This is a genomic window from Mycobacterium bourgelatii (assembly GCF_010723575.1).
Lineage (GTDB): Bacteria > Actinomycetota > Actinomycetes > Mycobacteriales > Mycobacteriaceae > Mycobacterium > Mycobacterium bourgelatii.
Genome location: NZ_BLKZ01000001.1, coordinates 3,292,885 through 3,319,859, shown reverse-complemented (window position 1 = coordinate 3,319,859; position 26,975 = coordinate 3,292,885). Strand labels below are relative to the sequence as shown.

Below are 26,975 nucleotides of genomic sequence, written 5' to 3'. Positions count from 1 at the left end.
CGCATGTAGGCGTTGTAGCATCCAGGCACGTTCGTGCGCTTGGAGGGAGGTGCGGTGGCGACGGAGGCGGTGGGCGAGGTCTTCGGACGCTACCGGCTACTCGAGACGCTCCAGTGGGGCTGCACGGGCACGGTCTATCGGGCCTACGACACGGAGATGAAGCGCGAAGCGGCCCTGCGGGTGCTTCCCGCGGAGTCGACCAAGGATCCGGAGCGGTACGAGCAACTCCGGGACGAGGTCGCCAGTGTCGCCCGGGTGAGCAATCCACACATCATCCCGATCTACGACGTCGGTGACATCGACGGACGGCTGTATGTGGCGATGCCCAATGTCGACGGCGTTGATCTCAAGAGCTTGCTGGGTCGGGATGGGCCGATGAGTCCAAGGTCGGCCGTGCGAGTGATCGAGCAGGCCGCCGCGGCCTTGGAAGCCGCCCACGATTGCGGGCTGGTGCACGGCGATGTCAAGCCGTCAAACCTGTTCGTGGCATGCGGGGAATTTGTCTACTTCCTCGATGTCGGCGTCGCCGCTCGTTCCAGGGCGTTGAGCCCGTCAGCTGCCGACGTTGCGATTGGAGATTGGCCGTACCTGGCGCCGGAGCGCTTCGGTGGCGGTCCCGTCGAACCCAGCAGCGACATCTACGCGCTGGCCTGTGTGCTCTACGAGTGCCTGACCGGGCGGCAGGCCGTAGATGGCGAGAGCCTCGAACAGTTCGTCAACGCGCATTCGCAGAGCGATGCCCCTAAGCCCACCGACATCGTCCCCGCTATCCCCACGGGGTTCGACGAAGTGATCGCTCGTGGCATGGCCAAAATGCCAGAAGACCGCTACCAAACGGTCCGCGACTTGGCCATCGCGGCAAGAGACGCTCTTGCCTCCCCTGTCGCCGCACCTCCCGAGCCTGCGACCGAAGTGGAGTTCGGCCGCTATCGGCTTTTCGAGATGCTGGGTCAGGGCAGCATGGGCTCGGTGTATCGGGCCTACGACACCGCGCTAGACCGCGATGTGGCCGTCAAACTGCTGCGACCGGAGATGGCCACCGAGCCAGGCTATGTGGAGCGGTTTCGCCGCGAGGCCTTTGCGGCGGGCCGACTCGCCAACCCGAACATCGTCCCGATTTATGACGCCGGTGAGATAGACGGACGCCTGTATCTGGTGATGCCGATTGTCGACGGCGTCGATGTGCACACTCTGCTGCGTAGGAATGGGCAAATGAGCCCACAGAAGGCCGTGCGAGTTATCGAACAGGCCGCCGTGGCGCTGGATGCAGCTCACAAGTCGGGGCTCGTACATCGTGATGTGAAGCCGTCGAACCTGCTGATGGTCGGCGATGAGTTCGTGTACCTGATCGACTTCGGATTGGTGCAGGAGGCGACTGGCACTCGCTTGACCCGCACGAATGTCAACCCCGGGACTCCTGCATACATGGCTCCGGAGCGCTTCAAGCTCGAGCACGTTGCCGATGCACGTGGCGACGTGTACTCCCTTGCCTGCGTCCTCTACGAGTGTCTGACCGGGCGGCCGCCATATGCCGGTGGCGGTGTGGAGGGATTGGCCGCCGCCCATCTGTTCGACCCGCCGCCCAAACCCTGCAGCATCGACCCCGCCATACCCATCGGCTTCGACGCGGTCATCGCGCGCGGGATGGCCAAGCAGATCGATGACCGGTACCAGACCGCGAGCGAACTGGCTGCAGCTGCCCGTGCTGCACTCGACACCGTGCCCGGCAAGGCTGCAACGCCACCGCCCGCCTCTGACCCCTCCCCCTCGACGCAGGCCGCCGCGTCGGGACAGACCGAGATTGCATCCGCAACCCCGGCGCCGCCGCCCTCCAAGCACCGCCGTCGCCGTGTCTTTGCCATCGCCGCCGCCGGGATCGTTGTCGCTGCCGTCGCCGCATTTATAGGGCTCACGTCGATCGATTCGAAGAAGCGGACTCAGGTGGTGCTGCCGTTTGCCGGTCTTTCCGGACCCGCGGGCCTTGCGGTCAGCGCGAAGGGCGACGTCTACGTAGTCGACGCAGGCAACAACCGGGTGCTCAAGCTGGCCGTGGGCTCGACCAACCAGATCGTGGAACCATTCGGCGGTCTGGAGAAACCCGAGGACATCGCGGTCGATGAGGCGGGCGACGTGGTGATCACCGAACCGAGCCGCCATCAGGTGCAGGAGTTGCCGGCAGGGGCGAACAGCCCGGTCGTCCTGCCGTTCACCGGACTCGGGGAGCCCACGGGTGTCGCTTTCCGTTCGCAGGACTCCCGCGCCGATGGTTCGGTCATCGTGACCGACGCCACGTACAACCGGGTGGTGGCGCTGCGCCTGCAGCCGACCGAGCAGACCGAGCTGCCGTTCAGCGGCTTGGATGGTCCCTCGGCCGTGGCCGTGGATGGTGACGGTGCCGTCATTGTCATCGATCGGCAGAACGAGCGGGTGCTGAAGCTGCCTCAGACGGCGACGGAAGCTACGGTGCTGCCCTACGTCATAGGTCGTCCGGACTACGTGGCTGTCGACAACGAGGGCAACGTGTACGTAACCGACACCCGCGGTAATCGGGTCCTGCAGCTGGTCAAGGAGTCGAGCTCGGTAATCACGTTGCCGTTCAACGGTCTTAACGATCCACACGACGTCGCGGTCGATGCCGCCGGCAATGTATACGTCGCCGACGCCGGCAACAACCGAGTGCTGAAATTACCCCGGGGCTGAACCGTCGGCGCGCGAAATCACTGGCCATCGATGGCGCTGGGGCGCTGAGCTGATCGACCATGCCGCCGAGGTCGTCCTAAAGTTCTTGTGCACCAGCGTCTTTCCATCTCGGGGGCGTGGTGTATTGCTGCAATAGGGAGTTGATCTGCGGTGCCTCCGCCACTAGTGCGTGCGTGGCGCGTACATGATGACCCCCACGCCGGCCAAACAGATCACAGCGCCGATCACGTCCCACCGGTCGGGGCGGAATCCGTCCACCGCCATGCCCCAGGCCAGCGATCCTGCGACGAAAATTCCACCGTAGGCGGCCAGGATTCGGCCGAAATGGGCGTCGGGCTGCATCGTGGCGACGAACCCGTATATTCCGAGCGCAATGACGCCGAGACCTGCCCAGAGCCAGCCACGTTGCTCGCGGACGCTTTGCCAGACCAACCAAGCACCACCGATTTCCGCGAGCGCAGCCAGGATGAACAACAGAATTGAACGCAACAGCATGGTCGATGACCCTATGGAATCTGGACGGTCGCAGGGGCAAGCCATTGCCTGCTCACACGGGTTTCAGTAACCAACGTGGTCTCCTCTCTCCCTTCGCTGATTTCCGCCTGCGGCGCGAACGGCGACGGGTCTCACTCATGTGACTCCCTTCGCAATCGGCCGCGACTTATCTGTGCGTCAACGATCCGGGTGCGTAACCGCGCGTAGGTCCAACTGGTGGATTCCGGCGAAATCACTTGGGTTGCAGGTGTACAACGGCACACCGTGTGCGACGGCAGTGGCAGCGATCAACGCGTCGTAGGCTCGAGCATTAGATTTGCGTCCCGAGGCCCGCAAGTCTGCAGCGATTCCCCCAAACGCCCGCGCGCTTGCGGCATCGAACGGAAGGACTCCAAAATCCGCTTCCGCCTGCTGTAGATGTTGCTGGCGTGCGCTGCGTTCGGCTTCACTGCGGGCGACGAGCGGACCCGCCGATAGCTCGGCAAGGGTGATGGCGCTTATCACCGACTCTTCGGGGAGTTCACCGGGATCGGCCAATCTGCCGAGCAAGATCACCGTCGAGGTGTCGAGCATGCCTAGTTGCCGGTCATCAGATCGACTCATAAAGAAGCGTCCAGCACGCTGTCGAGATCCGAACGCAACTTGTCGAGGTCCACGCGCGGAAGGTGCCGACGTCGGCGAATGAGTTCAGTCGGACTGGTGCTCCTACGAGGCAGTGGGTTGAGTTCAGCCACCGGCGTGCCATCACGTGTCACGATGATCCGCTCTCCGCGCTCAACACGACGCAACACTTCCCCACCGTTGTTGCGCAGGTCGCGCACTGACACAACCTCAGCCATGTACTCATTGTATCACCGGTGAGACACCGCTCTATCGAAGCCGCATAACGCCCTATGACTCCTGCGAAGTGCCGCCGGAGAAACTACTGGGTCGACTCGGTGCGGCCGGCCTTCGGTGCACGACACCACATCTCCTCGTCTAGGTAGCTGCATCCCGAACACAGTGGCAGTAACCGAGTGGATAGCGGTAATCACTCGGGGGATCTTGAGCCGTCCGATACCCCGAATCCTCGCCGCTCGGCGGCGAAAGAGATTGCCGCTATTCGCCGGTCCCGACCGCACGTTCGACCATCGGCGTCAGCACCTCATGGGCGAACCGCCGCAGCTCGTCGTCATCACCGAAGTCGGGATCCGTTGGCGGAGTTGCGATGTAGGTCATGAAGAGCCGCGCGAAGACATCGGCCACCCATCGCACCGGTTGAGTCGGGGCGCCCGGCGCTTCTCCATGAATTTGCCTGGCAATGAACGCGGCACCGATGTCCAGCAGTTCGGCGTTGTCGGCGGCGGATAGCGCCGACTCGGTGTGGGCGGCCCGGCGCAGCATCGGGTGCGAGCGCGAAAAGCGCACTGCCGCGATGAACGCCTCGACAACGCCGTCCTGCGGGTCCTTCGTCTTCTCGATTCCGTCCGCCACGGCGGCGAGGAATCGCTGCGTCTCACGTCGCACCAAGGCTTCGACGAGATCGTCGCGGCGAGGGTACCGCCGGTAGACGGTCATCCTGGCCACCCTCGCTCGGCGCACCACATCTTCTACCGTAAGCCGTTGCAGCCCAACGGTTGCCGCCTCCTGGAGCGCAGCGTCGAGGATCCGCTGCGTCGTGCGGTCGGCGGCCTCGGGGTCGACACCGCCAGTAGCGGCGGAACCGAGCATCCTGACCAGGGCGCCCTCGGTCACCCGGCCGCTTTCAGTTGCTGCGCGCCGCTTGCGCGCGCCCGCGCCATTTCGACATAGCGCGGAGTCCCGAACGCCCAGCGCAACATTCGCGCGTCGAAGTAAAGATACGGACGGATCATGGCGCGTATTAACGGCGACGGGCGATCGAATCCGATGAGTTCACGGGCCCACTTGGGAGCGGCGCTCATTCCCGCATAGAGGGCGAAGCGGTGCAGCGCGGCATCGGCCGCCGGCGGCAGGCTGGGGCCGAACGGTGCGGATAGCAGGAAGTCGATGAATTCTCTGGTCTGGCTGTTCACGGCGAGTTTGGGCCGCATCGTGGCAACGTACTCGTCGAGTTCGGCGGTGTTGGTCGGCACCCAGTCCGCGCCGCCCATCTTGCCGATGACGGCTTGCTCAGCCAGGTAAGCATCCTTTTCGGCTGTGCTCAACGGACGGTTGGTGCGTTCGTAGGTGCGCAGGATCATCCACGGGATGGCCGTGTGCACCCACGCGATCAGGTCGGGATCGAGCGCCCGGTAAGGCACGCCGTCGGGTCGGGTGCCGTTGACGAACGAATGAATGTGCTTGACGTGCTCGATGATTCGGGTTGCGGCCGCGGTGTTTCCGAAGGTGGTGGCAAGCACGTAACCCAGCGTCGCGCGCGCACGTTTGAAGGGGTCTTCCCGATACGTCGACATGTCTTGCACGCCTGCGATAACCGACGGGTGCAGAACTTCGAGCACGATCGCCGCGGTGCCGGCCTGGGTAACGGCCGCGAGGTCGGCATGCACCCGCCAGGACACGCTGTCCGGCCCGATCAGCCCGGGGTCGCCGTCCGGGCCGCCGTAGATGGCTGGGTCGTCGTGGCGCCCGACCATCTTCTCGAAGTCTTCGATGATCCGTTGGCGAGGCAGCTTCACGATAATCCCTGCAATATGGATGAGATGGTTCTTATCTAATCTATACCATTTGGCTGGTAGTCAGGTGTCTGGCGCCGAGCAAAACCTCACTTTGACGGCGGCGAAGCGACAGACGGTAGCCTGACGGCCGTGAAGTCCTCCCGGATGTATTCCTCTGTCGCTCTCGCCGCTTGCACGGCAGCCGTTCTCACGTTCGCGGGAGCGGGCACGGCAAGCGCGGCCGCAACGTGTCCCACTGCAGCACCACAGAACAGCGGAACGCCGGAATGGACGCTTTCGGGGACCACCGGAAGCGTCGCGGTCACCGGCTCCACCGACACGACCGCGCCGGTCGTGAAAGTGACGGGACCGTTCAGCGTGAACCAGACCCAGGTGCATACGTTGCGCGCGGGTGACGGGCCGGTCGTCTCCAACAACGCAACCGTTTCCGTCTGCTACATGGGCGTCAATGGGCGCGACGGTTCGGTTTTCGACAGCAGCTACCAGCGGGGTGTGCCGGTCGACTTTCCGCTCACCGGTGTCGTGCCAGGCTTCCAAAAGGCCATCGCCGGACAGAAGGTCGGGTCCACCGTCGCCGTCGCAATGACGTCCGCGGACGGCTATCCCGAGGGGCAACCCCGGGCCGGCATCTTGCCCGGCGACACGCTCGTCTTCGCGATCAAGATCCTCAGCGCCTCCTGACCTACGACGGCCGGTACGCGAAGGCCGCTATCCGGTCGAGCGTTTGGCGCGCTTTTCGAAGAAGCTCGCCCACGAGACGACGTCGGGATGCTGTTTGAGTAGGGCCCTGCGCTGGCGTTCAGTCATGCCTCCCCAGACCCCGTACTCGACCTGGTTGTCGAGCGCATCGGCCGCGCACTGCTGCATGACGGGGCAGTGTCGACAAATGATCGCGGCCTGGCGCTGCGCGGCGCCGCGCACAAAGAGTTCGTCGGGATCTGCGGTCTTGCACGCCGCCTTCGTCACCCAGGACCGGTCTTCTGAAGCGGCTGAGCGTGGGGCGCTTTTTACCGATACGAGATCAAGTCGCCGGGGAACCGAGCGCATTTCTGACACCAACTCATCCCTTTCGTCTTTGTCGCAATTCGCGACCGTCTCCCCCGGTGCAAACAATGTGCGCTCGATGACGCCTTCGGCAGGGCGATTCGTGCGCTTCTCAATTTTAAGTTGGCCCGTCGGGTGCTAAGTGCACTAATTTTCCGGGCGGCCATACGCGTCCCGCGGCGCGTATTTGCGCAGGTCAGCCGCGCGCAGTCGGCATTGAGATAGCATCCGATGAACCGCCTACCGAAGCGAGGATGCTTTGGCCATCAATCTGCCCGTCATCACTTCGCCAGTCGCAGCGCTGGCATGGACTCGCCAAGCAGTAGAAGCCACGGGCCGACGCGTCGCCGCTCTTATCAAGCTAATAGACCGCGCGGATTCGGCCCTCGATGACGTCGTGGAATTGCGACGATCTATTCAATTTATTGCCGACAACATTGCCGAACTCACCGAGAGCGCGGCCGGCATCAATCACAACGCGGGCCAGATCGCCGCCGAAATCACGACGCTGACTCAAGCGGCGCAGGGCATCGACACCCATGCGGAGCGGTTGGCCGCGGATGCCGCGACCATCGCACGTGCCCTGCCGACCGTGCAGCGGATCGCCGAAATCGTCGACCCGTTAGAGAACACCGTCGTCAGGCTGGGACGGGTGGTCGACCGGCTCCCCGGAGGCAAGCGCAAGACGATCCCCGGCGCATAGTTCTACGGATCACCCGAGGGGCGGTAACAGCGGCGGCCGGCAGGAGTTGGAGGCCGGATCCCACCACCAACCGTCGTCGCAGGCGAGGGGCTGCGGCCCAACCCCGAGGGGGCGGCACACATTGGCTGTTGGATCCCACCATTGTCCCGCCTCACACGCTAGCGGCTGCGGCCCAACTCCCAAGGGCCGGCACGTATTTGCCGTTGGGTCCCACCACTGACCGGCATCGCAGGGCAGCGCTTCGGGTGCGCCTGCTGGACGGCACTGGTTTGCCTTCGCGTCCCACCATTCACCGTCGGCGCATTCCGCTGAACTCACCGCGGGAGATCCGATCGTCACGATCGCCATCGATGCGAGTGCTAACGCCGAAACAGAGAGCAGACGGCAGATGATCGTCCACATCGCGCACCCCCGGTTAGTCCTACGTCGTTGAATTCAGCCTAGACACAGCGGACTGGGATCGACATTATGCACGGGTGGCCCCCAAGAAACCGCAGACCATCTCGTATCCCGCGCCGGAATCGCGCCCCCACCGTACTGACACCGAAACGCTCGAGCCTCACGTCATCGTGTTGTTCGGGGCGACCGGAGATCTGGCCAAGCGCAAGCTGATTCCCGGCTTGGCCCATTTGGATCAGTCCGAGCTCGCACCCAACATCGAAATCGTCGCCACGTCGTTGGAGGACCTGAACGACGACGAGTTCAGGAAGATCGCCAAGAACGCGATCGACTCGTTCGGTTCGCATCAGCTCACGCCGGACCAGTGGGACAGCTTCGCGCGGATACTTCATTACGTGCCTCAGGGGGCGGGACCCGAAGCACTCGCGGAGGCGGTTGCGCGGGCCGAAGCCAACCTGGGCACGGAGGTCCGCCGACTGCATTACCTATCCGTCCCTCCGAAAGCCGCGCGCGCCGTGATCGACATGCTGCGTGAAGCGAACCTCGTTGAACGGTCCCGGGTAGTCATGGAAAAGCCGTTCGGCACCGACCTGGAAAGCGCGATCGCTCTCAACGACTTCTTGCACGAAACCTTCGAAGAATCCCAGATTTTCCGCATCGACCACTTCCTGGGCAAAGAGGCGGCTCAGAACATCTTGGCGTTCCGCTTCGCCAACGGCCTGTTCGAGCCGATCTGGAACCGCAACTTCATCGACCACATCCAGATCGACATCCCCGAAACCCTCGGCCTCGACGAGCGGGCGAATTTCTACGAAAGCACCGGCGCCTACAAAGACATGGTGGTTACCCACCTCTTCCAGGTGATGGCCTTCGTTGTGATGGAACCGCCCACTGCCCTTGAGCCGCGCGCCATCAGCGAAGAAAAGAACAAGGTCTTCCGATCGATGCTGCCGGTCAAGTCTTCTGACGTGGTGCGCGGCCAGTTCGCCGGATATCGCAACGAGAAGGGTGTCGCAAAGGATTCCGACACCGAGACATTCATCGCGCTCAAGGTCGGCATAGACAACTGGCGCTGGGCCGGGGTCCCGATCTATCTGCGTACCGGCAAGAAGATGGCCGAAGGCATTCGCATCATCTCGATCGCGTTCAAAGAGGCTCCGCGAACCATGTTCCCGCCGGGTTCGGGCGTCGGCGCCGAGGGTCCCGACCACCTCACGTTCGACCTCGCGGACGCGTCGAAGGTGTCGTTGTCCTTCTACGGCAAGCGGCCGGGGCCCGGCATGAAGCTCTACAAGTTGTCCATGCAGTTCTCCTCGCAGGAAATCGACACCGTCGCCGACGTGCTGGAAGCCTATGAGCGGCTCATCCTCGACGCGATGCGCGGCGACCACACGTTGTTCACCACTGCCGAGGGCATTGAATCGCTGTGGGAGCGTTCCGCTGAACTGCTCTACGATCCGCCGCCGGTCAAGCTGTATCAGCCAGGTACCTGGGGGCCTAACGCGATCCACCAGTTGATCGCGCCCAACGCATGGCGGTTGCCGTTCGAGCGAGGTTGGCGCGAAAAGCGCTAACGCTTCAAGGGCGCTGTTTAGGCATCAGTTCTGATCGCTTGCCAGGAAGTAAATGACTTCCCACAGGTGCCCGTCGGGATCCCGGAAATATCCGGAGTAGATGCCCCACGGACGCTCCCCCACCGTTCCCACCTGATGGCCGCCAGCCGCCTGCGCGGTGGCCAACACCTTTTCGACGTCGTGGCGAGACGAAACAATGTGCCCCAGCGAGAACCCGTGGCCGCTGACTGCGGCGATGTCGACGCCGGCGTCCTTGGCCAATTCGCTCGCCGGGTAGAGCGACAGCATCAGACCGTCCCGGAGTTTGAACATCGCTGCCCGTCCTGCGGGCTCAGTCTGGCTGCCGGGGAATTCCGTGCCCACGATGCCATCGGTTTCCCAGCCGAAGCTGCGGTAGAACGCAAGCGAACGGTCCAAGTCCGCGACGCCGAGAGTAATCACGTCAACATGCGGTTGCATGATGTCGCTCTCCTTTCGAATCACACTGGTTGTGCGTGTTTTTGGATGTGGCGACCGGGGTAAAACGCAAACTGATCGCCACGCACCGTCCCGGGCGACTTGCGTAGGCTCGAAATGACTCCAACGACGAAAGATTCAGACGATGAAGGCAACGGTGACTCCGGACGCCGAACAGGCCGTTACTGAGATTGCGCAGCGCCATGGGCTGTCCCGCGAGGCGGTGCTGGCCATGTTGTTCGCCATCCATGCCGGCGGCGGCACCATGGCACAGTTTTCGATTCCCGAACTCGGCGGTTCCGGCCAATGGATGCGGGGCGGAATGACGATGGTCGGCAACATGTTCGACAACGCGCTCAAGGCGCGCGTCGACGCCCTGTGCAACGAACTGGCGCAGCTGCTGACCACTACGACGGTGTTCCCCGCCCCGAATACCCAAACCCAGTTCCAGGGAGGGTTTACCTCCTCCAACTGGTGGCCTGCCGACCTGGGCGTCCCGAGCTCGGCCGGCGCTCAGAACAATGCGCGCTACGCCATCTTCCCGACCACGCGACGGCTGGCAATTCAGATCGACGGCGTGACGAAGATTTTTGACACCGCCGATCACCAGATTGGTGGCGTCCAACAGCAGCAGGGCGGCGCAGGCCCCGGCTCGGTCCAGTTCACCAGCCAGTTCGGCACCTTCGACGTATCGAGCTTGCGCGAGCTCGGCACCCGCCAGGTGGCCGAAACGCCGGTTGCCGCGCCCGCTCCGCAATATCGGTCCGAACCCGAAGCGCCCGCGACGGCGCCCGCTGCGCCGTCTGCGGCGGGATCCGGCGACTCCGCGAGCATCATCGCGGCCATCGAGTCGCTTGCCGGGCTGCATCAGCGCGGCATCTTGTCCGACGAGGAGTTCGCCACGAAGAAGGCGGAGCTGCTCAGCCGGCTCTGACGCCTGCGGGGCGCGACTACTCCTTGGAGTAGTCGGTGCTCAACCACCGCCTGGGACGCATCCGAATGATGACCGAGTCCGCGCCCAAATTCTGATCGGTGAATGCGTTGCCTTCCTCCTCACCCAGATAGCGGACCGCGATCGCGCGCGCTTCGTCGTCCTGAGCGGGTTCGATCGCGGTTACGTCGCCTTCCGCGGTGACGTATCGGTACGGTGGCTGTTCGTCCTGGACAGCGATCGAGAACCGCCCGGCCGCGCGGATCAGTTTCTCCTTTACGCTGTCGCGTTCAGTCCACAGCACCACGTCGCCGCCGGGCTGGTACCCGTACCAGACTGGCACCGCCAATGGTGCTCGGTCGGGACGCTCGACCGCGATCACCCCGATCTGGACATCGGCAAGGAAAGCTTCTCGTTCAGCGCTGGACATCGTCGGCATATCACCCTCCAATCGTTGCCCGATGGAACCCGGCTCACGCCCGGGCTATTCCTCATTTGGACGGTAGACACGGTTAGGTTAACCGCGTAACTTCAGCCACGCGGGGGGTCGCGGCGAGGGTCGAGAGGGGATGCTCATGAGCGTTCAGGCCGTACTAGACGAGGTGCGCAACCGACCGGGGACCGGTGACGTGATCCCGGTCATCAATCCCTCGACCGAGGAGCAGATCACCGAATTCACCGACTGCGGGCCAGAGGCTGTCAACGACGCGGTCGCGCGGGCGAAGGAGACCGCCGAGTCTGGGGCGTGGTCCGGCAAGCCGGACTATGAACGCGCCAAGGTGTTGTGGCGGGTCGGCGAGTTGATCGACCAGAATGCCGAACTCCTCGCCGAGCTCGAAATGCTGAATGCCGGCATGTATCCCGCGCAGGCCAAGATGCAGGTGTCCGTGGGTGCCGAGTGGTTCCGCTACTACGCGGGCTGGTGCACGAAGATCGAGGGCATCGCGCGCGACGTCAACACCGGCGGTCTGACCGGTGTCGACTCACACATGCACACGTACACGCTCAGGGAGCCGTACGCAGTGGTGGGGCTGATCTTCCCGTGGAACGGACCGGTGTTCAACTTCTGCGCCAAGCTGGCTCCGTCGCTGGCCGCGGGTTGCAGCAGTGTGGTCAAACCCGCTGAGGAGACGCCACTTTCGGCACTCGTCCTGATGCGGTTGCTGGCCGAGGCAGGCGTGCCCGACGGGGTAGCGAACCTGGTGAACGGTTACGGGCACACGGTCGGTGCGGCCATCACCGCCCACCCCGACGTCGAAAAAGTCGCGTTCACCGGTTCGACGGAAGTCGGGCGTGAGATCGTGCACGCCTCGGCGCGCAGCAACCTCAACAAGGTCACCCTGGAGCTCGGCGGCAAGTCCCCGGTGGTGATCTTCGACGACGCGAAACTGAAGAAGGCCATCACGCTGGCCGCCTTCGGCACCTTCGTGCACTCCGGGCAGGCGTGCGTGTGCGGCTCCCGAATCCTGGTGCAGCGCAGCGTCTATGACCAAGTGGTGGAAGGCATTGCCGCGATTGGCAACCACCTCAAGATGGGTGCCCCGAACGAAGAGGGCACCATGAGCGGGCCCCTGATCAGTCAGAAGCAACTGAACCGCGTCCTTGGTTATCTCGAGCAGGGCAAGGTCGAGGGCGCCGAAATCGTCAGCGGCGGTTACCGACTCGACCGCAAGGGGTACTTCGTGCATCCGACGGTCGTAACGCGGGTCGACCCAGACACCAGCCGGCTGTTTCAGGAGGAGATCTTCGGGCCCGTCGTCACGATTCTGCCGTTCGAAGACGAGGACGAGGCCGTCGCGCTGGCCAACAACAGCACCTATGGGCTGGCCGCCACCGTGTGGACCAAAGACCTTGGCCGCGCGCACCGGCTGGCGAAGCGGCTCAAGGCGGGCACCGTCGGGTTGAACTGCCAGATGCAGTACGACCACTCGATGCCGTTCGGCGGCTACAAGCAGTCCGGCTGGGGCCTCGAGTCCGGCAAGGCGGGCATAGAGACCTACCTGCAGACCAAGATCGTCTGGGCGCAGATGTAGCGGTCACGCTTGATCGAGCAGGGTGTCGATCGCCCGGTAGATCCGCTGCTCGCTGACCGGACGCGGTGTCCCGAGTTGCTGGGCCCACAGGCTGACCCGAAGCTCCTCGATTTGCCGCGCGATGTCGCGGACCGCCACGGCTTGCCGCCGCGCGGGCGGGAGTGCGTGCAGCAGTTCGTCGTAGGCGTCCTGCACGTTGTGTACGCGTTGCATCCGCTGCCGGTCGGCTTCGACCGCGTGCGGCAACCGGTCGAGGCGCCGACCAATCGCAGTCAGGTAGCGAGTGAGGTCGGCGAGGTGATCGCGGCCCGTGGCGGTGACGAACCCGCGCGGCAACAGCCGATCCAGTTGCGCGCGTACGTCGGCAATCGCCTCGGCCTGCGACGGCGGCGGGTTGGGGGGCAGCAACAGTTCGACCTCTTGGGCCGCGGCCAGCACCTTTTCGACGCGTCCGACGATGTCGGCGGTCGTCGCCACGAGCGATTGGGTCACGCGATCCCGCAATGCGGCGAACTCATCGCGCGTCCACACCGCGGCGGGTATCAACGCGTCGACCGCGGCATCCGCGCAGTCCTCCAACAGGGCGGCCAGCGAGCCGTCCGGGTTGACCCCCAGGGTCAGGCGGGACCGTGGGTTCAGTTGGCGCTCAACGGCTTTGACTGGCGACGGCACGCTTGTGCGCACCAAGCGCCGCAAGCCGGGCCGCATGGCCTCGTCTTGCTCCGCCGACGTCGCGAACACCCTAAGGTCGACCGCATCGCCCGCCGCCACGAAAGCCGGAAAGCCCCGAACGGCGCGTCCGCCCACGGTGCATTCGACGACGCGCGGCAGCGCCTCCAAGCCGTCGGGCCAGGAGCGCAAACCCTTCCGTTCCAGCTCGCCGGCGACGGCTTCGGCGACGGCTTGTCTGGCCGGTGTAGCAAGTCGCTGCTGCAGTGCCGCAAGGTCTTTGCCGCGGGCGACCTCCGCACCGTCGGCTTCGATGGCGAAGGTGACCCGCAGATGCGCTGGTAACTTTTCCAGATCGAATGCATTGATGGGCACCAAAACACCGGTGCGACGGTGTAATTCGCGTTGCAATGCCGCGAGTAGCGGCTCGCCGGCTGGATCCAGATTGGACAGCACCGCGCGGGCGGTGTCGGGCGCGGGAACAAAGTTGCGCCGGAGGTCTTTCGGCAACGCCCGGATGAGGGCGGTCACCAACTCTTCCCGCAATGCCGGTACCTGCCAGGCGAACTCGTCACCACCTAGGCGGGCCAGCACGTCGATCGGCACGTGCACCGTCACACCGTCGTCGGCTGCACCTGGCTCGAACCGATAGGTCAGCGGCAGCGCAACATCGCCGGCTTCCCATCTGTCCGGCCGGTCGGCGTCGCCGGTGTCGGTGGTGCGCAGCAGGTCGTCTCGAGTAAACGTCAGCAGGTCGGGGGTGCGGTGCCGCTGCTTCTTCCACCAGGCGTCGAAGTGTCGCGCGGAGACGACCTCGGCGGGGATGCGGGCGTCGTAGAGCGCGTACACCTCGTCGTCGCCGACGAGCAGGTCGCGGCGACGGGCCCGCTCCTCCAGCTCCTCGAGTTGCGCCCGCAGTCGGGCGTTGTCGCGGAAGAAGTGGTGGCGGGTCTGCCAGTCCCCCTCCACCAGCGCGTGCCGGATGAACAATTCCCGTGATACCACCGGATCCACCCGGGCGTATCCCACCCGACGCCGGGCGACCAACGGCAGGCCGTAGAGCGTCACCCGCTCATACGCCAGCACCTCGCCGCGAGCGGCGTCCCAGTGCGGTTCGCTGTAGGTGCGCTGGACCAGGTCGCCGGCCACCCGTTCGACGATCTCCGGTTGAATGCGGGCGGCGGTCCGGCCGTAGAGGCGACTGGTCTCGACGAGCTCTGCCACCACCACCCAGCGCGGCGGGCGCTTGCTGAGCACCGAGCCGGGTGCGAGGACGAACCGCGAATTCCGCGCGCCTTGGTACTCGCGGCCGTCCTCTCTTCGCATGCCCACGTGCGACAACAGCCCGGCGAGCAGCGCCGCGTGGATCGACGCCGGGTCCGCATCGTCGTCGGACTCCGTCACGCCGAGGTCGCGCGCGATGCTGCGCAACTGCCCGACCAGATCCTGCCACTCGCGGATGCGCAGGTAGTGCAGAAACTCATTGCGACACAAGCGCCTGAAAGCATTGCCGGACAATATTTTTCGCTGTTCACGCAGGTAGCGCCAGAGGTTGAGGTAACTGAGGAAGTCGGAGCTTTCATCCGCGAACCGGGCATGCTTCTGGCGGGCGGCCTCCTCGCGGTCGGAGGGACGTTCCCGCGGGTCGGGGATGGTCAGCGCCGCGGCGAGCACCAGAACCTCCCGTACGCACCCCTCAGCCTGGGACTGCAGAATCATCCGGCCCAACCGCGGGTCGACCGGCAGCCGCGCCAGGCGGCGACCGAGATCGGTGATGGCGCCCTGTTGGTCAAACGCACCGAGTTCCTGAAGCAACTGGACGCCGTCGCGGACGCTGCGCCGGTCCGGCGGGTCGAGGAACGGAAAGTTCTCGATATCGCCGAGTTGCAACGCCGCCATCTGCAGAATCACCGCGGCCAGGTTGGTGCGCAGGATCTCGGGATCGGTGTAACGCGGGCGCGCCTCGAAGTCCTCCTCGGAGTACAGGCGGATGCATACGCCGGGCGCGAGTCGGCCGGACCGACCGGCCCGCTGTGCGGCGGAGGCCTGCGAAATGGGTTCTATCGGTAATCTCTGCACCTTCAACCGGCGGCTGTACCGCGAAATGCGGGCGTTCCCCGGATCCACGACGTAACGAATCCCGGGCACGGTCAGCGATGTTTCGGCGACGTTGGTGGCCAACACGATGCGCCGACCGGTATGGGGTGCGAAAACCTTCTGCTGCTCGGCGGTGGGAAGCCGGGCGTACAGAGGAAGGACCTCAGTGCGCTGCAAACGATCCGGCAACCCCGCGAGAGCCTCTGCGGTGTCACGGATCTCGCGCTCCCCCGACAGGAACACCAGGACATCACCCGGCGGCTCGTTCTCGAGTTCGCGGATCGCGTCGACGATGGCGTCGACTTCGTCGCGGATCTCGGTGCGGACGATTTCGTGGTCGGGATCGTCGGGATCGCTGGAATCTTGCCGGGTGCCCGCTGCCACGGGAACTTCGAGGGGCCGGTAGCGAATCTCGACCGGGTAGGTCCGTCCGGATACCTCGATGATGGGAGCGCCGTCGAAGTGGTCGGCGAAGCGTTGCGGCTCGATCGTCGCCGACGTGACGATCACCTTCAGATCGGGGCGCCGCGGTAACAGTTGGCGCAGGTAGCCCAGCAGAAAGTCGATGTTCAGACTGCGCTCGTGGGCCTCGTCGAGGATCAGGGTGTCGTAGCGCAGCAGGCGACGGTCACGCTGTATCTCGGCGAGCAGGATGCCGTCGGTCATCAACTTGATCAGGGTGCGGTCGCTGACCTGGTCGGTGAACCGCACGCTGTAACCGACAACGTCGCCGAGCGGGGTCTGCAACTCGTCGGCGATCCGTTGCGCGACGGTGCGGGCGGCGAGGCGACGAGGCTGGGTGTGTCCGATGGTTCCGCGTACTCCGCGACCCAGCTCCAGGCAGATCTTGGGCAGCTGGGTGGTCTTACCGGATCCGGTTTCACCGGCAACGACCACGACTTGGTGCGCATTGATCGCTTCGGCAATGTCGTGGCGCCGGTCGCTGACCGGCAGTTCGGGGTAGGTGATCGTGGGAACAGCCGCGAGCCGGGTGGTGACCAGAGCTTCGGCCGCCTCCACTTGGGTGACGAGTTGTCGCAGCTTTTCGGGGTTCGCCCCGCGCAGGTTCTTCAACCGCCTGCCCAGCCGCGCCGCATCGCGAGTGGTGAGGTTATCGAGCCGTCGGCGCATTTCGGCGATGGACGGTTCGGCCATTCCGATCAGCGTAGGCGTCCAGGCGCTGTGTGACTCGTCACGTGGGGAGACCAGTCCCGCTGGTCGCGGTTGGCTTGTGCAGCAAACGGGAAATAGGCAAGAACAATCTATGAAATAAACGTGAATGAAACTTGATCTGCGGCCAGAAGTGGTCGGGTCGGGTATAAGCACTTCGCGTTCTGGCTGGAGGACCTGTCATGGATTTCGCATCGCTGCCGCCGGAGGTCAACTCCGCCCGGATGTATGCCGGGCCCGGTGCGGGCCCGATGTTGGCCGCTGCCGCGGCGTGGGAGGCGCTGGCCGCTGAGCTGCAAAGCACCGCCAGCGCGTACGACGCGACGATTGCGGGGCTGACCGCTGGACCGTGGTTGGGTCCGGCGTCGATGTTGATGGCGGACGCGACCGCGCCGTTCGGGGGCTGGTTGTGGGCCACCGCCGCCCAGGCTGAGCGGACGGCGACGCAGGCCACCGCCGCGGCCGCCGCGTACGAGGCGGCTTTCGCGGCGACCGTGCCGCCGCCGGTGGTCGCGGCCAACCGTGCCCTGCTGGTCGCATTGGTCGCGACGAATTTCTTCGGACAGAACACGCCGGCGATTGCGGTCACCGAGGCCCAATATGCCGAGATGTGGGCGCAAGATGCCGCAACCATGCTCGGCTATGCCGGCGAGTCGGCAGCCGCCACGTCGCTGATCCCGTTCAGCGAACCGGCCGCGATTGTCGATCCGGCCGGGGCGCTCGGACAAGCCGCTTCGGTCGCCGAAGCGGCCGGCCTCTCCGCTGGCCAGGCGCAAGGCACCGTGTGGAATGCCGCTGAGGCGTTTTCGGCCGTGCCTGACGCCTTGAACACCCTCGCGAGTCCCGCTGCGGGTTTGACGCCGTTGGACGCGCTCGACATCTTCGACGTGATGGTGGGCGTTGGTGGCGTCGGCGTCGACGCGCCACTGGCTGGCACGGCGCTCCCCTACGACGTCGCCGCCTATTACAACGGTCTGCACACTGACGAACTGGTAAGCGGTTGGGCCGGGGTTGAGCCGTGGCCCGCCGTGGGGCCTGCGCCGGTAGCGCCTTTTCCGCCGCTCGGTTCGGCGGTGTCGGCGGGTGTCGGCGAGGCCGCTTCGGTGGGTCGATTGTCCGTGCCAACCGGCTGGACCGTGGCGGCCCCGGAAATGCGCCTGCTGGCCAATGCATTGCCGGCCGCCAACATCGCCGCGGCCGCAGAAGGATCCGCAGTGGAGGCCGGAGGCCTGCTCGGTCAGATGGCGCTGGCCGGTATGGCCGGGCGCGCCATGGCCGGCCCGATCGGCGGTGGCGGCGCGGCGACACGCGTCCGGAGTGGTGAGCGCGTGAAGGGTGCCACAAGCAAGCCGAGCGGTGAGGCGGTCGAGCCGCCGAAGGTCCCGGCCGGCGGCCCGATCACCAGCATCGCCGCTGAGCTGCGTGAACTGGCTTCGCTGCGGGATTCGGGCATCCTCACCGAGGAAGAATTCGTTCAGCAGAAGCAGCGCCTGCTGACCTATTGAGACCGAACGAACAGCTTTACGTCCTGCCCGACCGGGTATGAATGCCGTATGACGGACCGCAGCGAGCGCCAGAGCCACTCCGAGCAGCTGGAAAACATTGTCGACGACCTCGACGAAAAGGTTGCCGAGGAGCGCGAGGCCGAAGGCGTGCCGGGTAAGCCCAGCGACCGGGAGCAGGCCGCGGCCGAGGCCGACGCCGCGGAGGGCCCGGGGCAAGAGCCGCCGGATTGAGTCTTCACACGAAGCTCGTCGGCGCCGCCGCCACTCTGGTCGCCGCCACGGCGGTTTGCGCGGCACCGACCCGACCGGGCTCTGACCCCGCCCCCACGATCAGCACGACGGGAATGACCTACGTCGCGCTCGGCGACTCTGCGGCCGCGGCGCCCTTGGTGCCGTATCAAGCCGACCCGCCGGGATGCCTGAAGTCGACCAACGACTACCCCTCGGTCCTGGCCAGGGGCATCGGCGCCCGCAGCTTCAGTGACGTCACCTGCAGCGGTGCCACCACTGCCGATGTCACCTACCGGGCGCAACAGACGCGGCGCGGATCGGTTGCTCCGCAGATCGACGCGATCGGCGTCGACACGGAGTTGATCACCGTCACCATCGGCGGAAACGACATCGGGCTAGCCGGCAGTGCTTCCAAATGCCGGCGCGCCTCGTTGTCTCTGCCGGCCTGTTTCGACGACCTCGCCGCCACCGGGGAGGACCGGTTCAGCGCGGCGATCCGTCGCCAGATTCCGGTCTGGGAAGACATGGTGGACGCGATCCGGACGAGGGCGCCAGGCGCGCGGATTGTTCTCGTCGGTTACGGCACGTACGTCCGGCCCGGTGGATGTTTCGGACGGCAGCCCATCAATCCGCGAGATGCCGACTACTTCCAGGCCAAGGTCGACGAACTCGACGAGGCACAACGGGCGCTGGCGACCAGGAAGCAGGTGGACTTCTTCGACACCAGGCCGGTGTCGGTCGGACACGACATGTGCGCCGCGGCCGAAGATCGGTATTTCGAAGGGTTCGTCCTGAGCCATGAAGCCGCGCCACTACATCCGAACGGCATGGGCGCCGCCGCGGTGGCCAACGCGTTGGCCCAGCACCTGGCCACAACTCCGACAAACACCTAATCCCGGGTGTGGAATGCCCTGTCCGGGGGGATTCGGTTGATATGACCGACGTCGACACCGGCAACACCTCGTCAGAGCGCGAGCAGCGCCCGCTCGACCCCGACGACCCGAGCAAGCCGGAATCACCTGACGATCTGACGAGGGCCTCGTGGATGTTCGTGCTGCGAAAAACCGCCTTCGAATTCCGCAAGGATCAGTGTCTCGACCTGGCCGCGGCGCTCACCTATTACGCGGTGCTGTCGTTATTTCCCGCGTTGCTGGTGCTGGTGTCACTGCTGGGCGTAATCGGCGAGGGCCGACGTACCACCGACGCCCTTGTCGACGTGGCGGCCCAACTGGTTCCCGACTCCGCACTCGACATGCTGCGCCAACCGATCCAGCAGGTCGTAGACAATCCTTCGGCGGGTGTCGCTCTGGTGGTCAGCGCGCTCGCCGCGCTGTGGTCGGCGTCCGGCTACATCGGCGCGTTCGGACGCGCGATGAACCGCATCTACGAGATCGGCGAGGGGCGCCCGATGTGGAAGCTGCGCCCACAGCAAATGCTGTTGACATTGGCGGGATTGCTGCTGGCCGCCGCCACCGGTTTCCTCTTGATCGTCAGCGGCCCGATCAGTAAGGCGATCGGCGGCGCAATCGGTCTGGGCAGCGCCGCGCAGACAGCATGGGCGGTGGCAAAGTGGCCGGTCGTCCTGCTGCTCGTCACGCTGGCGGTCGCGATGCTCTATTACGCGACGCCGAATATCCAGCAGCCGAAGTTTCGTTGGCTTAGCCTCGGCGCCGCCGTCGCCATCGTGGTCTGGGCACTGGCCTCCCTCGGATTCGGCCTGTACGTAAGTCGTTTCGGCAGTTACGACAAGACCTACGGCGCGGTGGGCGGCGTCATTGTGTTCCTGCTGTGGCTGTGGATTACCAACGTGGCACTGCTGTTCGGCGCTGAGCTCGACGCCGAGCTGGAACGGGGGCGACAACTGCAGGCCGGCATCGCCGCCGAACACGAGCTGCAATTACCGCCCAAAGACACCCGGGTCATCGAGAAGAACGAAGCCGCCGAACGCAAGGACATCGCCCGGGGCCGATGGCTGCGCAGGAACCGGGGCAGAAACCGGGTGAAAAATCGGGGCGCTCAGAACGCGTAGCGGACCCGACAGGTCGGCAGCTTGACCGCGATCAGGTCGGTCAGCTCCTGCACCCACCGACCCTTCCAAGGGCTCTTGTACCGGACATTCCACTGGCCGCTCTGACTGCGCTTGAGCTGCTGCAGGTCCGGACGCCAAAGCAACTCTTCACCTTTGGGATGCCAGCCGAGATTGACGTCGTGCAAGCCCTCGTTGTGGGTCAAGAAGATCACTTCGGCGGCGAGCTGCCGTTTGGTGCGTTCGTTGGTTCCGTCGGCGATCTGCTCGAGCAGCTCCGCCCAGTCGGTCAACCACCCCTCGTGGACGATCACCGGGCTGAAATTCAGGTGCACTTCGTATCCAGCCTCGACGAAGTCGTCCAGGGCGGCGATCCGGTCGGCCACCTTGGCCGTCCGGATGTCGACGACCCGCGACGTCTCCGCCGGCATCAGGCTGAACCGCACCCGGGTTCCCCCCCGGGGGTCGTAGCCGAGCAGGTCGGGGTTGACCAGCTTGGTCGCGAAGCTGGCCTTGGCATTCGGAATGCGGGCGAACAGCTCGACGAGGTCGCGCACGTTGTCCGACACCATGGCGTCGACCGAGCAGTCGCTGTTTTCGCCGATGTCGTAGACCCAGTCAACCGGGTCGCATTGGTTGGGTGCGGGCTTGACGCCTTGCCGGGCGGCGTGCCGGTCCAGATAGCCGGTGATCCGTTCGATGTTGGTGAAGACGGTGATCGGGTTGGCGTAGCCCTTGCGGCGCGGGACGTAGCAATAGGAGCAGGCCATCGCGCAGCCGTTGGCGGTGGAGGGCGCTATCCAATCGCTGGACCGTTCGTTGCGGCGCGCTGACAGGCTCTTCTTCTCGCCGAGAACGAGCACCTCGCGCTTGATCCGGACCCAGTCCTCGACATTGCCCTCGTTGCCGTAAAGACCCGGTATCGCTTGGTGGGAAGGCACCTCGATGCGCTGGGCGTCGGGAAACCGGTCCAGCACCTGTTGGGCCCGTGCAAACCTCTCGATGTTCGGTTCGTGGTAGATGCGTCTGATGTCCAGGAGTCGGTCGGCGAGTGCGATGGGCACTCGCCCCGCGCTGCCGTCGTTCGGGAGGATGGACGTCATGGCAGGTGCAACGCCGATAGGTGCGGCACGGTTCCGAGCAGTCGCTTTATGACTCGGATACGTGACGAACTTCGCAGGGTGCTTGACGACGGGGGTCCGGCGGCTGACGACGCCGAAATGGCGCTGGCCGATGGGCCCGTCCGGCAACGACTGAGGTCATCGATCCGCGCGCTGGCCGCGCACCGCGGCCCGAAGAGCAGCATTTGTCCATCCGACGCCGCCCGCGCCGTCGGCCGCGACGACTGGCGCGACCTCATGGGCGACGCCCGTGACCTGGCCCGGGAATTGGCCAAATCAGGGGTCGTGGAGATCACCCAGCGCGGCGACGTCCTTGATCCCGACGGCGCGTGGCGCGGTCCCATCCGGATCAGAATCGTCCCTCGTTGACGCCGACGCGCCACCTGCTGCGGCCGTGTGTCAGCATTTGGGGATGAATTCACGCAGTCTTGCTCGGTTTGTGGGTGTCGCGATCGTCGCGACATGGGCGCTGCTGAGCGCACCCCTCACCACTTTCGCCGCTTCGGCCGACCCGTGTTCGGACGTCGCGGTGGTATTCGCCCGCGGTACCCATCAGGATCCAGGCCTCGGCAATATCGGCGAGGCCTTTGTCGACTCCCTGGCAGCGCAGACCGCTGGGCGCTCCCTCAACGTCTACGCCGTGAACTATCCCGCGAACGACGACTATCACAACAGCGCGAACGCCGGGGCCAGTGACGCGACCGCTCACATCCAAGAGGTCGTGGCCAGCTGCCCCAACACCAAGCTCGTGCTCGGGGGTTATTCGCAGGGTGCGACCGTGATCGATCTGGCCAGCACATCGGTGTCACCGCAGGCGGCCAATCAGGTCGCCGCGGTGGCCCTGTTCGGCGAGCCGACCAGTGGCTTCTCCTCGATGCTGTGGGGCGGCCAGCCGCTGCCGACCATCAGCCCGGCCTTCGCGCCGAAGACCATCAGCCTGTGCGCCCAAGACGACCCGATCTGCACCGGCGGCGGCAACATCATTGCGCACGTTTCCTACATCGAAAACGGAATGACCGCGCAGGCAGCGACTTTCGCGGCGAGCAGGCTGAAGTAGGGGGCGCCGCTGCGCTGCCACTGCGCTGACTCTGCGTGTGGGGCGGCTAAGTGCGAGAAGCCTCCGCCCTGAGCGCAGAGTCAACGCCCGCGGGGTGGCTCGCTGACTGGCCTGGCGCCGACGGGATGAGCTCGGCGTGTACCGTGCGGCCGTACTTGGACCGCATCAGCCGGTGTGCCGTGGGCACCGCTATGCCATGCAGTAGCGGGTACTTCCGCCGCAGCAGCCGAGCCGCTTTGCGATATTCAGCCCCCTCCAGCAAGCGCACCGTGCCGGCTTGTACCGGGCCGGTTGACTTACCGGATCCCGTGGCGGGTCCGAATTCCACGTTCGGGTTACGTCGAATCCGACGCACCTTGATCGCCCGCTCGAAGCTGCGGAAATAAGCACGGTCGCCGTCGACGACGATGCTGACCGGGCTGGTACCGGGAGTACCGTCTTTGCGAAACGTGGTGAGGTTGATGGTTTTCTGCCGCACGAAGGGAACCAGCGTCGCGGTGGTTGCGGGCTTGACCCTGCCAAGGACGTAGCCGAGTTGCCGTAGCCGCAGTACGAACGCGATTACCAGCTGCGCCGAAATCGCAGCCAGCAGCCACACCTGCAAGGTAGAGCCACCCAATTCGAGGTCCACCACATGGTTCACCGTGTGCACGGTGTTGGCCACGGCGAACCCCGCAAGCGCGGTGGCCAGGGAATCGGCCCAGATCAGCGCCAACAGCAGCGCGACACCCAGACCAAGCTGGAAGGCGCCGACATCATGCAAGAAGTGCAAATGCGCCGGAAACTGCACGACCTCGGCGAACGAAGCCGGATCGACCAGGCACCAGATCCCGATGCCGATGAAGGTCGCGCCGGTGAGCGCCGTCACCGCGACCAGGTATATCCGCGCCAAAGCGCCTGAGTTACTCATACTTCCACCCTCCGTAGGTCCTTCGTAAGTGCGTGGTATTCGTCCATAACCCTCAGACGAGAGAGGGTGCCGATATGTGACAGCTGATTACGACTCGGCGGCAGTGGGCATAGGCAGTGCCAAGGGGCCGGACCTGACTCCGGGTTTCATGGCAGGGAAAACGGGCTACCTCATAGGTAACACTGTTAACAGTGGGCGCAGCTGAAACACGCACCCACACAAGAGAATGCAAGGATGCGGCAACTCCAGTGGCTTCCACAAACAACGGTCAGCGTCGCCGCCGGTTTCTTGGCGGCTGGGCCCGCAGACTTATGCTTGCCGTCTTGGTCGTTGTTGGCCTGGTCGGCGGAGTGCAGCTCACCTCACAGCTACGCTCCGGGCAGCTATCACCGAAAATATCTGGCCCAGCACAGATTACGATCACGCCCGGTCCCAATGCGCGCGACGTCAACCCGGTCGCACACGTGCAGGTCGAAGCCGAGGTCGGGACATTGGACGAAGTGCGGATGGTCAACGAAAATGGCTCGACCGTCGAAGGCGTCATGACCCCCGACAACACCGTGTGGAAGCCGGTCGTGCCGCTGGGCTATGGCCGGAACTACACCCTGACCGTGACCGGTCGAGGGACCAATGATGTTGTGTCCGAACAGGTGTCGTCGTTTTCGACGGTGCAACCGTCGAACCAGACCAGGGTGTCGTTCACCACGACATCGGAGGCCGCCCTGCGCGAGGGCGGCACCTACGGTGTCGGCACGGTGATTGTCGCCCACTTTGATGAACCGATTTCCGACCGGGCAGCCGCCGAAAGACAATTGGTGGTGACCACCGACCCGGCCGTGGAAGGTTCATGGTTCTGGGTCGACGACCAGAACGCACATTGGCGGCCGGAGCGCTACTACGCTCCGGGCACATCGGTGACGGCCGAGGCAAAGATCTATGGAATCGGTTTGGGCGATGGGCTATTCGGCCAAGAAGACACCCGCGTCTCATTCCGCATCGGTGATGCGCACATCTCCATCGCCGATGACACCACGAAGCAGGTCAGCGTTTTCAGCAACGGAACGCTGGTCCGTACCATGCCGACCTCTATGGGTATGGGCGGCACCGAAACGGTCGGCTCACAGACCCTCTCCTTCTGGACCCCTCCCGGCACCTACACCGTCATGGACAAGGGCAGTCCGGTGATCATGGATTCCGCGACATTCGGGCTCCCCCGCAACTCGCGGCTCGGATATCGCGAAACCATCAACTACGCCACCCGCATCAGCACCGACGGCATCTATCTGCATCAACTCGACTCGACGGTGTGGGCGCAGGGCAACACGAATACCTCCCACGGATGCCTGAATCTCAATGGCGCCAACGCTAAGTGGTTTTATGACTTTTCGGTCCCCGGCGACGTGGTCGAGGTCCGCAACACCGGCGGTCCCCCGCTGAAACTGGCCCAAAACGGCGACTGGACGCTGAGTTGGGACCAGTGGCGTCAAGGCAGCGCCCTCTCACCACACCGATGACTTTTCGGCGGCTCGACGGTCCATACCTGTAAGGACGCCTCGAGCCTCGATCAGCAAAGGTGGATTCGCATGACCAACGCACTACCCCCCGTCGTCGACCAGCAGACCTGGCGCGCCGCACTCGACGACCTGCGCAAACGCGAGAAGGCAGCTACTCGCGAGCTGGACGCCATCGCCGCACAACGGCGCCGGTTACCGATGGTGGAACTGCCCGATTACACCTTGATCGGAGCCGACGGACCCGTTCGCTTGGTCGACGTGTTCCACGGCCGTGCTCAACTCATCACCTACCACCACATGTGGACCAACGGCGCGGAATGGCAGTGCGGCGGGTGTACCGGCTTCACTTCCCAGTTCACTCGGCTGGAATTCCTGGACAACTACGACGCGCGGTTCGTCGTCGTCACCAATGGGCCCATCGACGAGGCGTTGGCGTACCAGCGCAAGGTCGGCAACCGGATGCAGTGGTATTCATCGTCGGAAAGCCCGTTCGGAGCCGATATGGACGCGCCCCCGGGTGGCGGCTTCGCGGTCAACGTGTTCCTGCGCGACGGTGACACCGTCTACCGCACCTGGCATACCAACGGTCGAGGCACCGAGCAGCTCAGCCACACGTTCGCGCTGATCGACGTCCTGCCCTGGGGCCGCCAGGAGGAATGGCTCGATTCGCCCGAGGGCTGGCCCGCGCGGCCAACCTATTCGGGATGGCTCGATTCGCCCGACATCGCCCGCGCCTATGGGCCGGCCGCTACTTCTGCAGGGTGAACTGGTTGACGTCGATGTAGCCACTGCGAAAGAGGTCAGCGCAGCCGGTCAGGTATTTCATGTACCGCTGGTAGACCTCTTCGGACTGGATCGCGATGGCTTCGTCCGCACGCGCACCGAGGGCCTCGGCCCACAGATCGAGCGTCCTTGCGTAGTGCTGCTGCAGGGATTGGCGCCTGGTCAGGGTGAAACCGGCCGCGGCCGCGTGCTCTTCCACCATGACGGTCGACGGCAGCCGCCCACCCGGGAAGATCTCGGTGAGGATGAACTTGACGAAGCGAATCTTCTCCATCGAGATCGGCAGGCCGGTTTCATCAAGCTGCTCTTTGGTCAGGCCGGTGATCGTGTGCAGCAGCATCACCCCGTCGTCGGGCAGCATCTTGTTTGCGCGCGCGAAGAAGTCGTCGTAACGGTCATGGCCGAAGTGCTCGAACGCGCCGATCGACACGATCCGGTCGACGGGCTCGCTGAAGTCTTCCCACCCCTGCAGCATCACCCGCTTCGTGCGCGGGGTGTCGAGTTCGTCGAATGACCTTTGGACGTGGCCGGCCTGGTTTTTCGACAACGTCAATCCGATCACGTTGACGTCGTACTTCTCGATAGCCCGGAGCATGGTGGCGCCCCACCCGCAGCCGACGTCGAGCAACGTCATGCCGGGCTGCAGCCCCAGTTTGCCCAGCGCCAAATCGATCTTGGCGATCTGGGCCTCCTGCAGCGTCATGTCCGCACGTTCGAAATACGCGCAGCTATAGGTCTGGGTGGGGTCCAGGAACAGCCTGAAGAAGTCGTCGGACAAGTCGTAATGCGCCTGTACGTCGGCGAAATGCGGGGTCAGCCTCTCAGCCATGGTCGATCTGGATGCCTTCCGGCTAAGTGGCCGCGCGGGTCGCGAGCCAAACCCCGCCGGGTTACCCGATGGTGAGCCGGCGCAAACATTTC

Annotated in this window: 27 protein-coding genes; 14 read left to right on the top strand and 13 right to left on the bottom strand. The window is 64.8% G+C overall.

Features of this window, described 5'->3' with window-relative positions:
• Positions 1-54 precede the first annotated feature (54 nt).
• Positions 55-2,700 carry a serine/threonine-protein kinase PknD gene (locus G6N68_RS14420; protein ID WP_163713346.1) on the top strand — a complete coding sequence of 882 codons (2,646 nt, stop codon included), beginning with the start codon at positions 55-57 and terminating at the stop codon, positions 2,698-2,700.
• Positions 2,701-2,862: 162 nt separating this feature from the next.
• Here G6N68_RS14420 and G6N68_RS14415 read toward each other — a convergent pair whose 3' ends face one another.
• From G6N68_RS14415 to G6N68_RS14395, 5 genes are all read right to left on the bottom strand, one after another.
• On the bottom strand, positions 2,863-3,195 hold the full coding sequence (locus G6N68_RS14415; protein ID WP_163713343.1) for a YnfA family protein: 333 nt from the start codon (positions 3,193-3,195) through the stop codon (positions 2,863-2,865).
• Between the two features lie 177 nt (positions 3,196-3,372).
• A complete protein-coding gene (locus tag G6N68_RS14410) occupies positions 3,373-3,798 on the bottom strand; it encodes a type II toxin-antitoxin system VapC family toxin (protein WP_163713340.1) in 426 nt (141 codons plus the stop codon).
• The gene (locus tag G6N68_RS14405; protein WP_163713337.1) at positions 3,795-4,034 is read right to left on the bottom strand and encodes a type II toxin-antitoxin system Phd/YefM family antitoxin; all 240 of its coding nucleotides are present in this window, start codon (positions 4,032-4,034) and stop codon (positions 3,795-3,797) included. The genes G6N68_RS14410 and G6N68_RS14405 overlap by 4 nt, the downstream gene beginning before the upstream one ends.
• A 259-nt stretch (positions 4,035-4,293) precedes the next feature.
• Entirely contained in the window at positions 4,294-4,929 is a 636-nt protein-coding gene (locus tag G6N68_RS14400) for a TetR/AcrR family transcriptional regulator (protein ID WP_240355467.1), read from the bottom strand.
• Positions 4,926-5,831: an oxygenase MpaB family protein gene (locus G6N68_RS14395; RefSeq protein ID WP_240355466.1), complete on the bottom strand. Its 906-nt coding sequence runs from the start codon at positions 5,829-5,831 to the stop codon at positions 4,926-4,928. Before G6N68_RS14395 ends, G6N68_RS14400 begins: the two co-directional genes overlap by 4 nt.
• Positions 5,832-5,975: 144 nt before the next feature.
• Between G6N68_RS14395 and G6N68_RS14390 the strand changes: the two genes are divergently transcribed.
• Positions 5,976-6,512 (top strand): FKBP-type peptidyl-prolyl cis-trans isomerase, encoded by a 537-nt coding sequence (locus tag G6N68_RS14390; RefSeq protein ID WP_276068478.1) that lies wholly within the window; start codon positions 5,976-5,978, stop codon positions 6,510-6,512.
• Between the two features lie 27 nt (positions 6,513-6,539).
• On the opposite strand, the gene G6N68_RS14385 is transcribed toward G6N68_RS14390, so the two are convergent.
• Entirely contained in the window at positions 6,540-6,887 is a 348-nt protein-coding gene (locus G6N68_RS14385) for a WhiB family transcriptional regulator (protein WP_275899974.1), read from the bottom strand.
• 247 nt (positions 6,888-7,134) lie between these two features.
• Here G6N68_RS14385 and G6N68_RS14380 point away from each other — a divergent pair, with 247 nt between their 5' ends.
• Complete coding sequence (locus tag G6N68_RS14380) at positions 7,135-7,578, top strand: hypothetical protein (protein WP_163713334.1); 444 nt, start codon at positions 7,135-7,137, stop codon at positions 7,576-7,578.
• A 9-nt stretch (positions 7,579-7,587) separates the two neighbouring features.
• Here the strand turns inward: G6N68_RS14380 and G6N68_RS31785 are convergent, their stop codons facing one another.
• Complete coding sequence (locus G6N68_RS31785; protein ID WP_308205880.1) at positions 7,588-7,980, bottom strand: hypothetical protein; 393 nt, start codon at positions 7,978-7,980, stop codon at positions 7,588-7,590.
• 74 nt (positions 7,981-8,054) lie between these two features.
• Between G6N68_RS31785 and zwf the strand changes: the two genes are divergently transcribed.
• The gene (gene zwf, locus G6N68_RS14375) at positions 8,055-9,551 is read left to right on the top strand and encodes a glucose-6-phosphate dehydrogenase (RefSeq protein WP_163713331.1); all 1,497 of its coding nucleotides are present in this window, start codon (positions 8,055-8,057) and stop codon (positions 9,549-9,551) included.
• A gap of 24 nt (positions 9,552-9,575) precedes the next feature.
• Here zwf and G6N68_RS14370 read toward each other — a convergent pair whose 3' ends face one another.
• A complete protein-coding gene (locus tag G6N68_RS14370; RefSeq protein ID WP_163713328.1) occupies positions 9,576-10,010 on the bottom strand; it encodes a VOC family protein in 435 nt (144 codons plus the stop codon).
• Between the two features lie 142 nt (positions 10,011-10,152).
• Here G6N68_RS14370 and G6N68_RS14365 point away from each other — a divergent pair, with 142 nt between their 5' ends.
• Positions 10,153-10,941, top strand: a complete 789-nt coding sequence (locus tag G6N68_RS14365) for an SHOCT domain-containing protein (protein WP_163713326.1) — start codon at positions 10,153-10,155, stop codon at positions 10,939-10,941.
• A 16-nt stretch (positions 10,942-10,957) separates the two neighbouring features.
• Here the strand turns inward: G6N68_RS14365 and G6N68_RS14360 are convergent, their stop codons facing one another.
• On the bottom strand, positions 10,958-11,377 hold the full coding sequence (locus G6N68_RS14360) for a pyridoxamine 5'-phosphate oxidase family protein (RefSeq protein ID WP_205351336.1): 420 nt from the start codon (positions 11,375-11,377) through the stop codon (positions 10,958-10,960).
• A gap of 136 nt (positions 11,378-11,513) precedes the next feature.
• On the opposite strand from G6N68_RS14360, the gene G6N68_RS14355 reads away from it, so the two are divergent.
• The gene (locus G6N68_RS14355; RefSeq protein ID WP_163713322.1) at positions 11,514-12,971 is read left to right on the top strand and encodes an aldehyde dehydrogenase family protein; all 1,458 of its coding nucleotides are present in this window, start codon (positions 11,514-11,516) and stop codon (positions 12,969-12,971) included.
• A 3-nt stretch (positions 12,972-12,974) separates the two neighbouring features.
• On the opposite strand, the gene hrpA is transcribed toward G6N68_RS14355, so the two are convergent.
• Complete coding sequence (hrpA, locus tag G6N68_RS14350; RefSeq protein WP_163713320.1) at positions 12,975-16,892, bottom strand: ATP-dependent RNA helicase HrpA; 3,918 nt, start codon at positions 16,890-16,892, stop codon at positions 12,975-12,977.
• Between the two features lie 197 nt (positions 16,893-17,089).
• Here hrpA and G6N68_RS14345 point away from each other — a divergent pair, with 197 nt between their 5' ends.
• The 4 genes from G6N68_RS14345 to G6N68_RS14330 are packed head-to-tail and all read left to right on the top strand — an operon-like array spanning position 17,090 to position 20,672.
• A complete protein-coding gene (locus G6N68_RS14345) occupies positions 17,090-18,412 on the top strand; it encodes a PPE family protein, SVP subgroup (RefSeq protein WP_163713317.1) in 1,323 nt (440 codons plus the stop codon).
• Positions 18,413-18,460: 48 nt separating this feature from the next.
• The gene (locus tag G6N68_RS14340) at positions 18,461-18,643 is read left to right on the top strand and encodes a hypothetical protein (protein ID WP_163713315.1); all 183 of its coding nucleotides are present in this window, start codon (positions 18,461-18,463) and stop codon (positions 18,641-18,643) included.
• On the top strand, positions 18,640-19,536 hold the full coding sequence (locus G6N68_RS14335; protein WP_163713313.1) for an SGNH/GDSL hydrolase family protein: 897 nt from the start codon (positions 18,640-18,642) through the stop codon (positions 19,534-19,536). Before G6N68_RS14340 ends, G6N68_RS14335 begins: the two co-directional genes overlap by 4 nt.
• A gap of 41 nt (positions 19,537-19,577) precedes the next feature.
• Positions 19,578-20,672, top strand: coding sequence for a YihY/virulence factor BrkB family protein (locus tag G6N68_RS14330; RefSeq protein WP_163713310.1), 1,095 nt, complete (start codon positions 19,578-19,580; stop codon positions 20,670-20,672).
• Here the strand turns inward: G6N68_RS14330 and G6N68_RS14325 are convergent.
• On the bottom strand, positions 20,660-21,772 hold the full coding sequence (locus G6N68_RS14325) for a spore photoproduct lyase family protein (RefSeq protein WP_163713307.1): 1,113 nt from the start codon (positions 21,770-21,772) through the stop codon (positions 20,660-20,662). The two genes, G6N68_RS14330 and G6N68_RS14325, sit on opposite strands and share 13 nt — an antisense overlap.
• Positions 21,773-21,820: 48 nt before the next feature.
• On the opposite strand from G6N68_RS14325, the gene G6N68_RS14320 reads away from it, so the two are divergent.
• Complete coding sequence (locus G6N68_RS14320; RefSeq protein WP_205351335.1) at positions 21,821-22,159, top strand: DUF3253 domain-containing protein; 339 nt, start codon at positions 21,821-21,823, stop codon at positions 22,157-22,159.
• Between the two features lie 43 nt (positions 22,160-22,202).
• Positions 22,203-22,847 carry a cutinase family protein gene (locus G6N68_RS14315; protein ID WP_163713304.1) on the top strand — a complete coding sequence of 215 codons (645 nt, stop codon included), beginning with the start codon at positions 22,203-22,205 and terminating at the stop codon, positions 22,845-22,847.
• A gap of 46 nt (positions 22,848-22,893) precedes the next feature.
• Here the strand turns inward: G6N68_RS14315 and G6N68_RS14310 are convergent, their stop codons facing one another.
• Entirely contained in the window at positions 22,894-23,757 is an 864-nt protein-coding gene (locus tag G6N68_RS14310; protein WP_163713301.1) for a PPOX class F420-dependent oxidoreductase, read from the bottom strand.
• A gap of 311 nt (positions 23,758-24,068) precedes the next feature.
• On the opposite strand from G6N68_RS14310, the gene G6N68_RS14305 reads away from it, so the two are divergent.
• Both G6N68_RS14305 and G6N68_RS14300 read left to right on the top strand, forming a co-directional pair.
• Complete coding sequence (locus G6N68_RS14305; protein ID WP_163718587.1) at positions 24,069-25,271, top strand: L,D-transpeptidase; 1,203 nt, start codon at positions 24,069-24,071, stop codon at positions 25,269-25,271.
• A gap of 69 nt (positions 25,272-25,340) precedes the next feature.
• Positions 25,341-26,036 (top strand): DUF899 domain-containing protein, encoded by a 696-nt coding sequence (locus G6N68_RS14300; RefSeq protein ID WP_163713299.1) that lies wholly within the window; start codon positions 25,341-25,343, stop codon positions 26,034-26,036.
• Here the strand turns inward: G6N68_RS14300 and G6N68_RS14295 are convergent.
• Positions 26,020-26,883, bottom strand: a complete 864-nt coding sequence (locus tag G6N68_RS14295) for a cyclopropane mycolic acid synthase family methyltransferase (protein WP_163713296.1) — start codon at positions 26,881-26,883, stop codon at positions 26,020-26,022. The two genes, G6N68_RS14300 and G6N68_RS14295, sit on opposite strands and share 17 nt — an antisense overlap.
• Positions 26,884-26,975 lie beyond the last annotated feature (92 nt).

What these genes read in the sequence shown, in the direction of transcription:
- G6N68_RS14310 (WP_163713301.1), bottom strand. Translation starts at nt 23,757, where the DNA reads ATGAGTAACTCAGGCGCTTTGGCGCGGATATACCTGGTCGCGGTGACG.
- G6N68_RS14355 (WP_163713322.1), top strand. Translation starts at nt 11,514, where the DNA reads ATGAGCGTTCAGGCCGTACTAGACGAGGTGCGCAACCGACCGGGGACC.
- G6N68_RS14300 (WP_163713299.1), top strand. Translation starts at nt 25,341, where the DNA reads ATGACCAACGCACTACCCCCCGTCGTCGACCAGCAGACCTGGCGCGCC.
- G6N68_RS14365 (WP_163713326.1), top strand. Translation starts at nt 10,153, where the DNA reads ATGAAGGCAACGGTGACTCCGGACGCCGAACAGGCCGTTACTGAGATT.
- G6N68_RS14315 (WP_163713304.1), top strand. Translation starts at nt 22,203, where the DNA reads ATGAATTCACGCAGTCTTGCTCGGTTTGTGGGTGTCGCGATCGTCGCG.
- G6N68_RS14305 (WP_163718587.1), top strand. Translation starts at nt 24,069, where the DNA reads ATGCTTGCCGTCTTGGTCGTTGTTGGCCTGGTCGGCGGAGTGCAGCTC.
- G6N68_RS14410 (WP_163713340.1), bottom strand. Translation starts at nt 3,798, where the DNA reads ATGAGTCGATCTGATGACCGGCAACTAGGCATGCTCGACACCTCGACG.
- G6N68_RS14345 (WP_163713317.1), top strand. Translation starts at nt 17,090, where the DNA reads ATGGATTTCGCATCGCTGCCGCCGGAGGTCAACTCCGCCCGGATGTAT.
- G6N68_RS14370 (WP_163713328.1), bottom strand. Translation starts at nt 10,010, where the DNA reads ATGCAACCGCATGTTGACGTGATTACTCTCGGCGTCGCGGACTTGGAC.
- G6N68_RS31785 (WP_308205880.1), bottom strand. Translation starts at nt 7,980, where the DNA reads ATGTGGACGATCATCTGCCGTCTGCTCTCTGTTTCGGCGTTAGCACTC.
- G6N68_RS14360 (WP_205351336.1), bottom strand. Translation starts at nt 11,377, where the DNA reads ATGCCGACGATGTCCAGCGCTGAACGAGAAGCTTTCCTTGCCGATGTC.
- G6N68_RS14405 (WP_163713337.1), bottom strand. Translation starts at nt 4,034, where the DNA reads ATGGCTGAGGTTGTGTCAGTGCGCGACCTGCGCAACAACGGTGGGGAA.
- G6N68_RS14320 (WP_205351335.1), top strand. Translation starts at nt 21,821, where the DNA reads ATGACTCGGATACGTGACGAACTTCGCAGGGTGCTTGACGACGGGGGT.
- G6N68_RS14390 (WP_276068478.1), top strand. Translation starts at nt 5,976, where the DNA reads ATGTATTCCTCTGTCGCTCTCGCCGCTTGCACGGCAGCCGTTCTCACG.
- G6N68_RS14325 (WP_163713307.1), bottom strand. Translation starts at nt 21,772, where the DNA reads ATGACGTCCATCCTCCCGAACGACGGCAGCGCGGGGCGAGTGCCCATC.
- G6N68_RS14295 (WP_163713296.1), bottom strand. Translation starts at nt 26,883, where the DNA reads ATGGCTGAGAGGCTGACCCCGCATTTCGCCGACGTACAGGCGCATTAC.
- G6N68_RS14330 (WP_163713310.1), top strand. Translation starts at nt 19,578, where the DNA reads ATGACCGACGTCGACACCGGCAACACCTCGTCAGAGCGCGAGCAGCGC.
- G6N68_RS14415 (WP_163713343.1), bottom strand. Translation starts at nt 3,195, where the DNA reads ATGCTGTTGCGTTCAATTCTGTTGTTCATCCTGGCTGCGCTCGCGGAA.
- G6N68_RS14340 (WP_163713315.1), top strand. Translation starts at nt 18,461, where the DNA reads ATGACGGACCGCAGCGAGCGCCAGAGCCACTCCGAGCAGCTGGAAAAC.
- hrpA (WP_163713320.1), bottom strand. Translation starts at nt 16,892, where the DNA reads ATGGCCGAACCGTCCATCGCCGAAATGCGCCGACGGCTCGATAACCTC.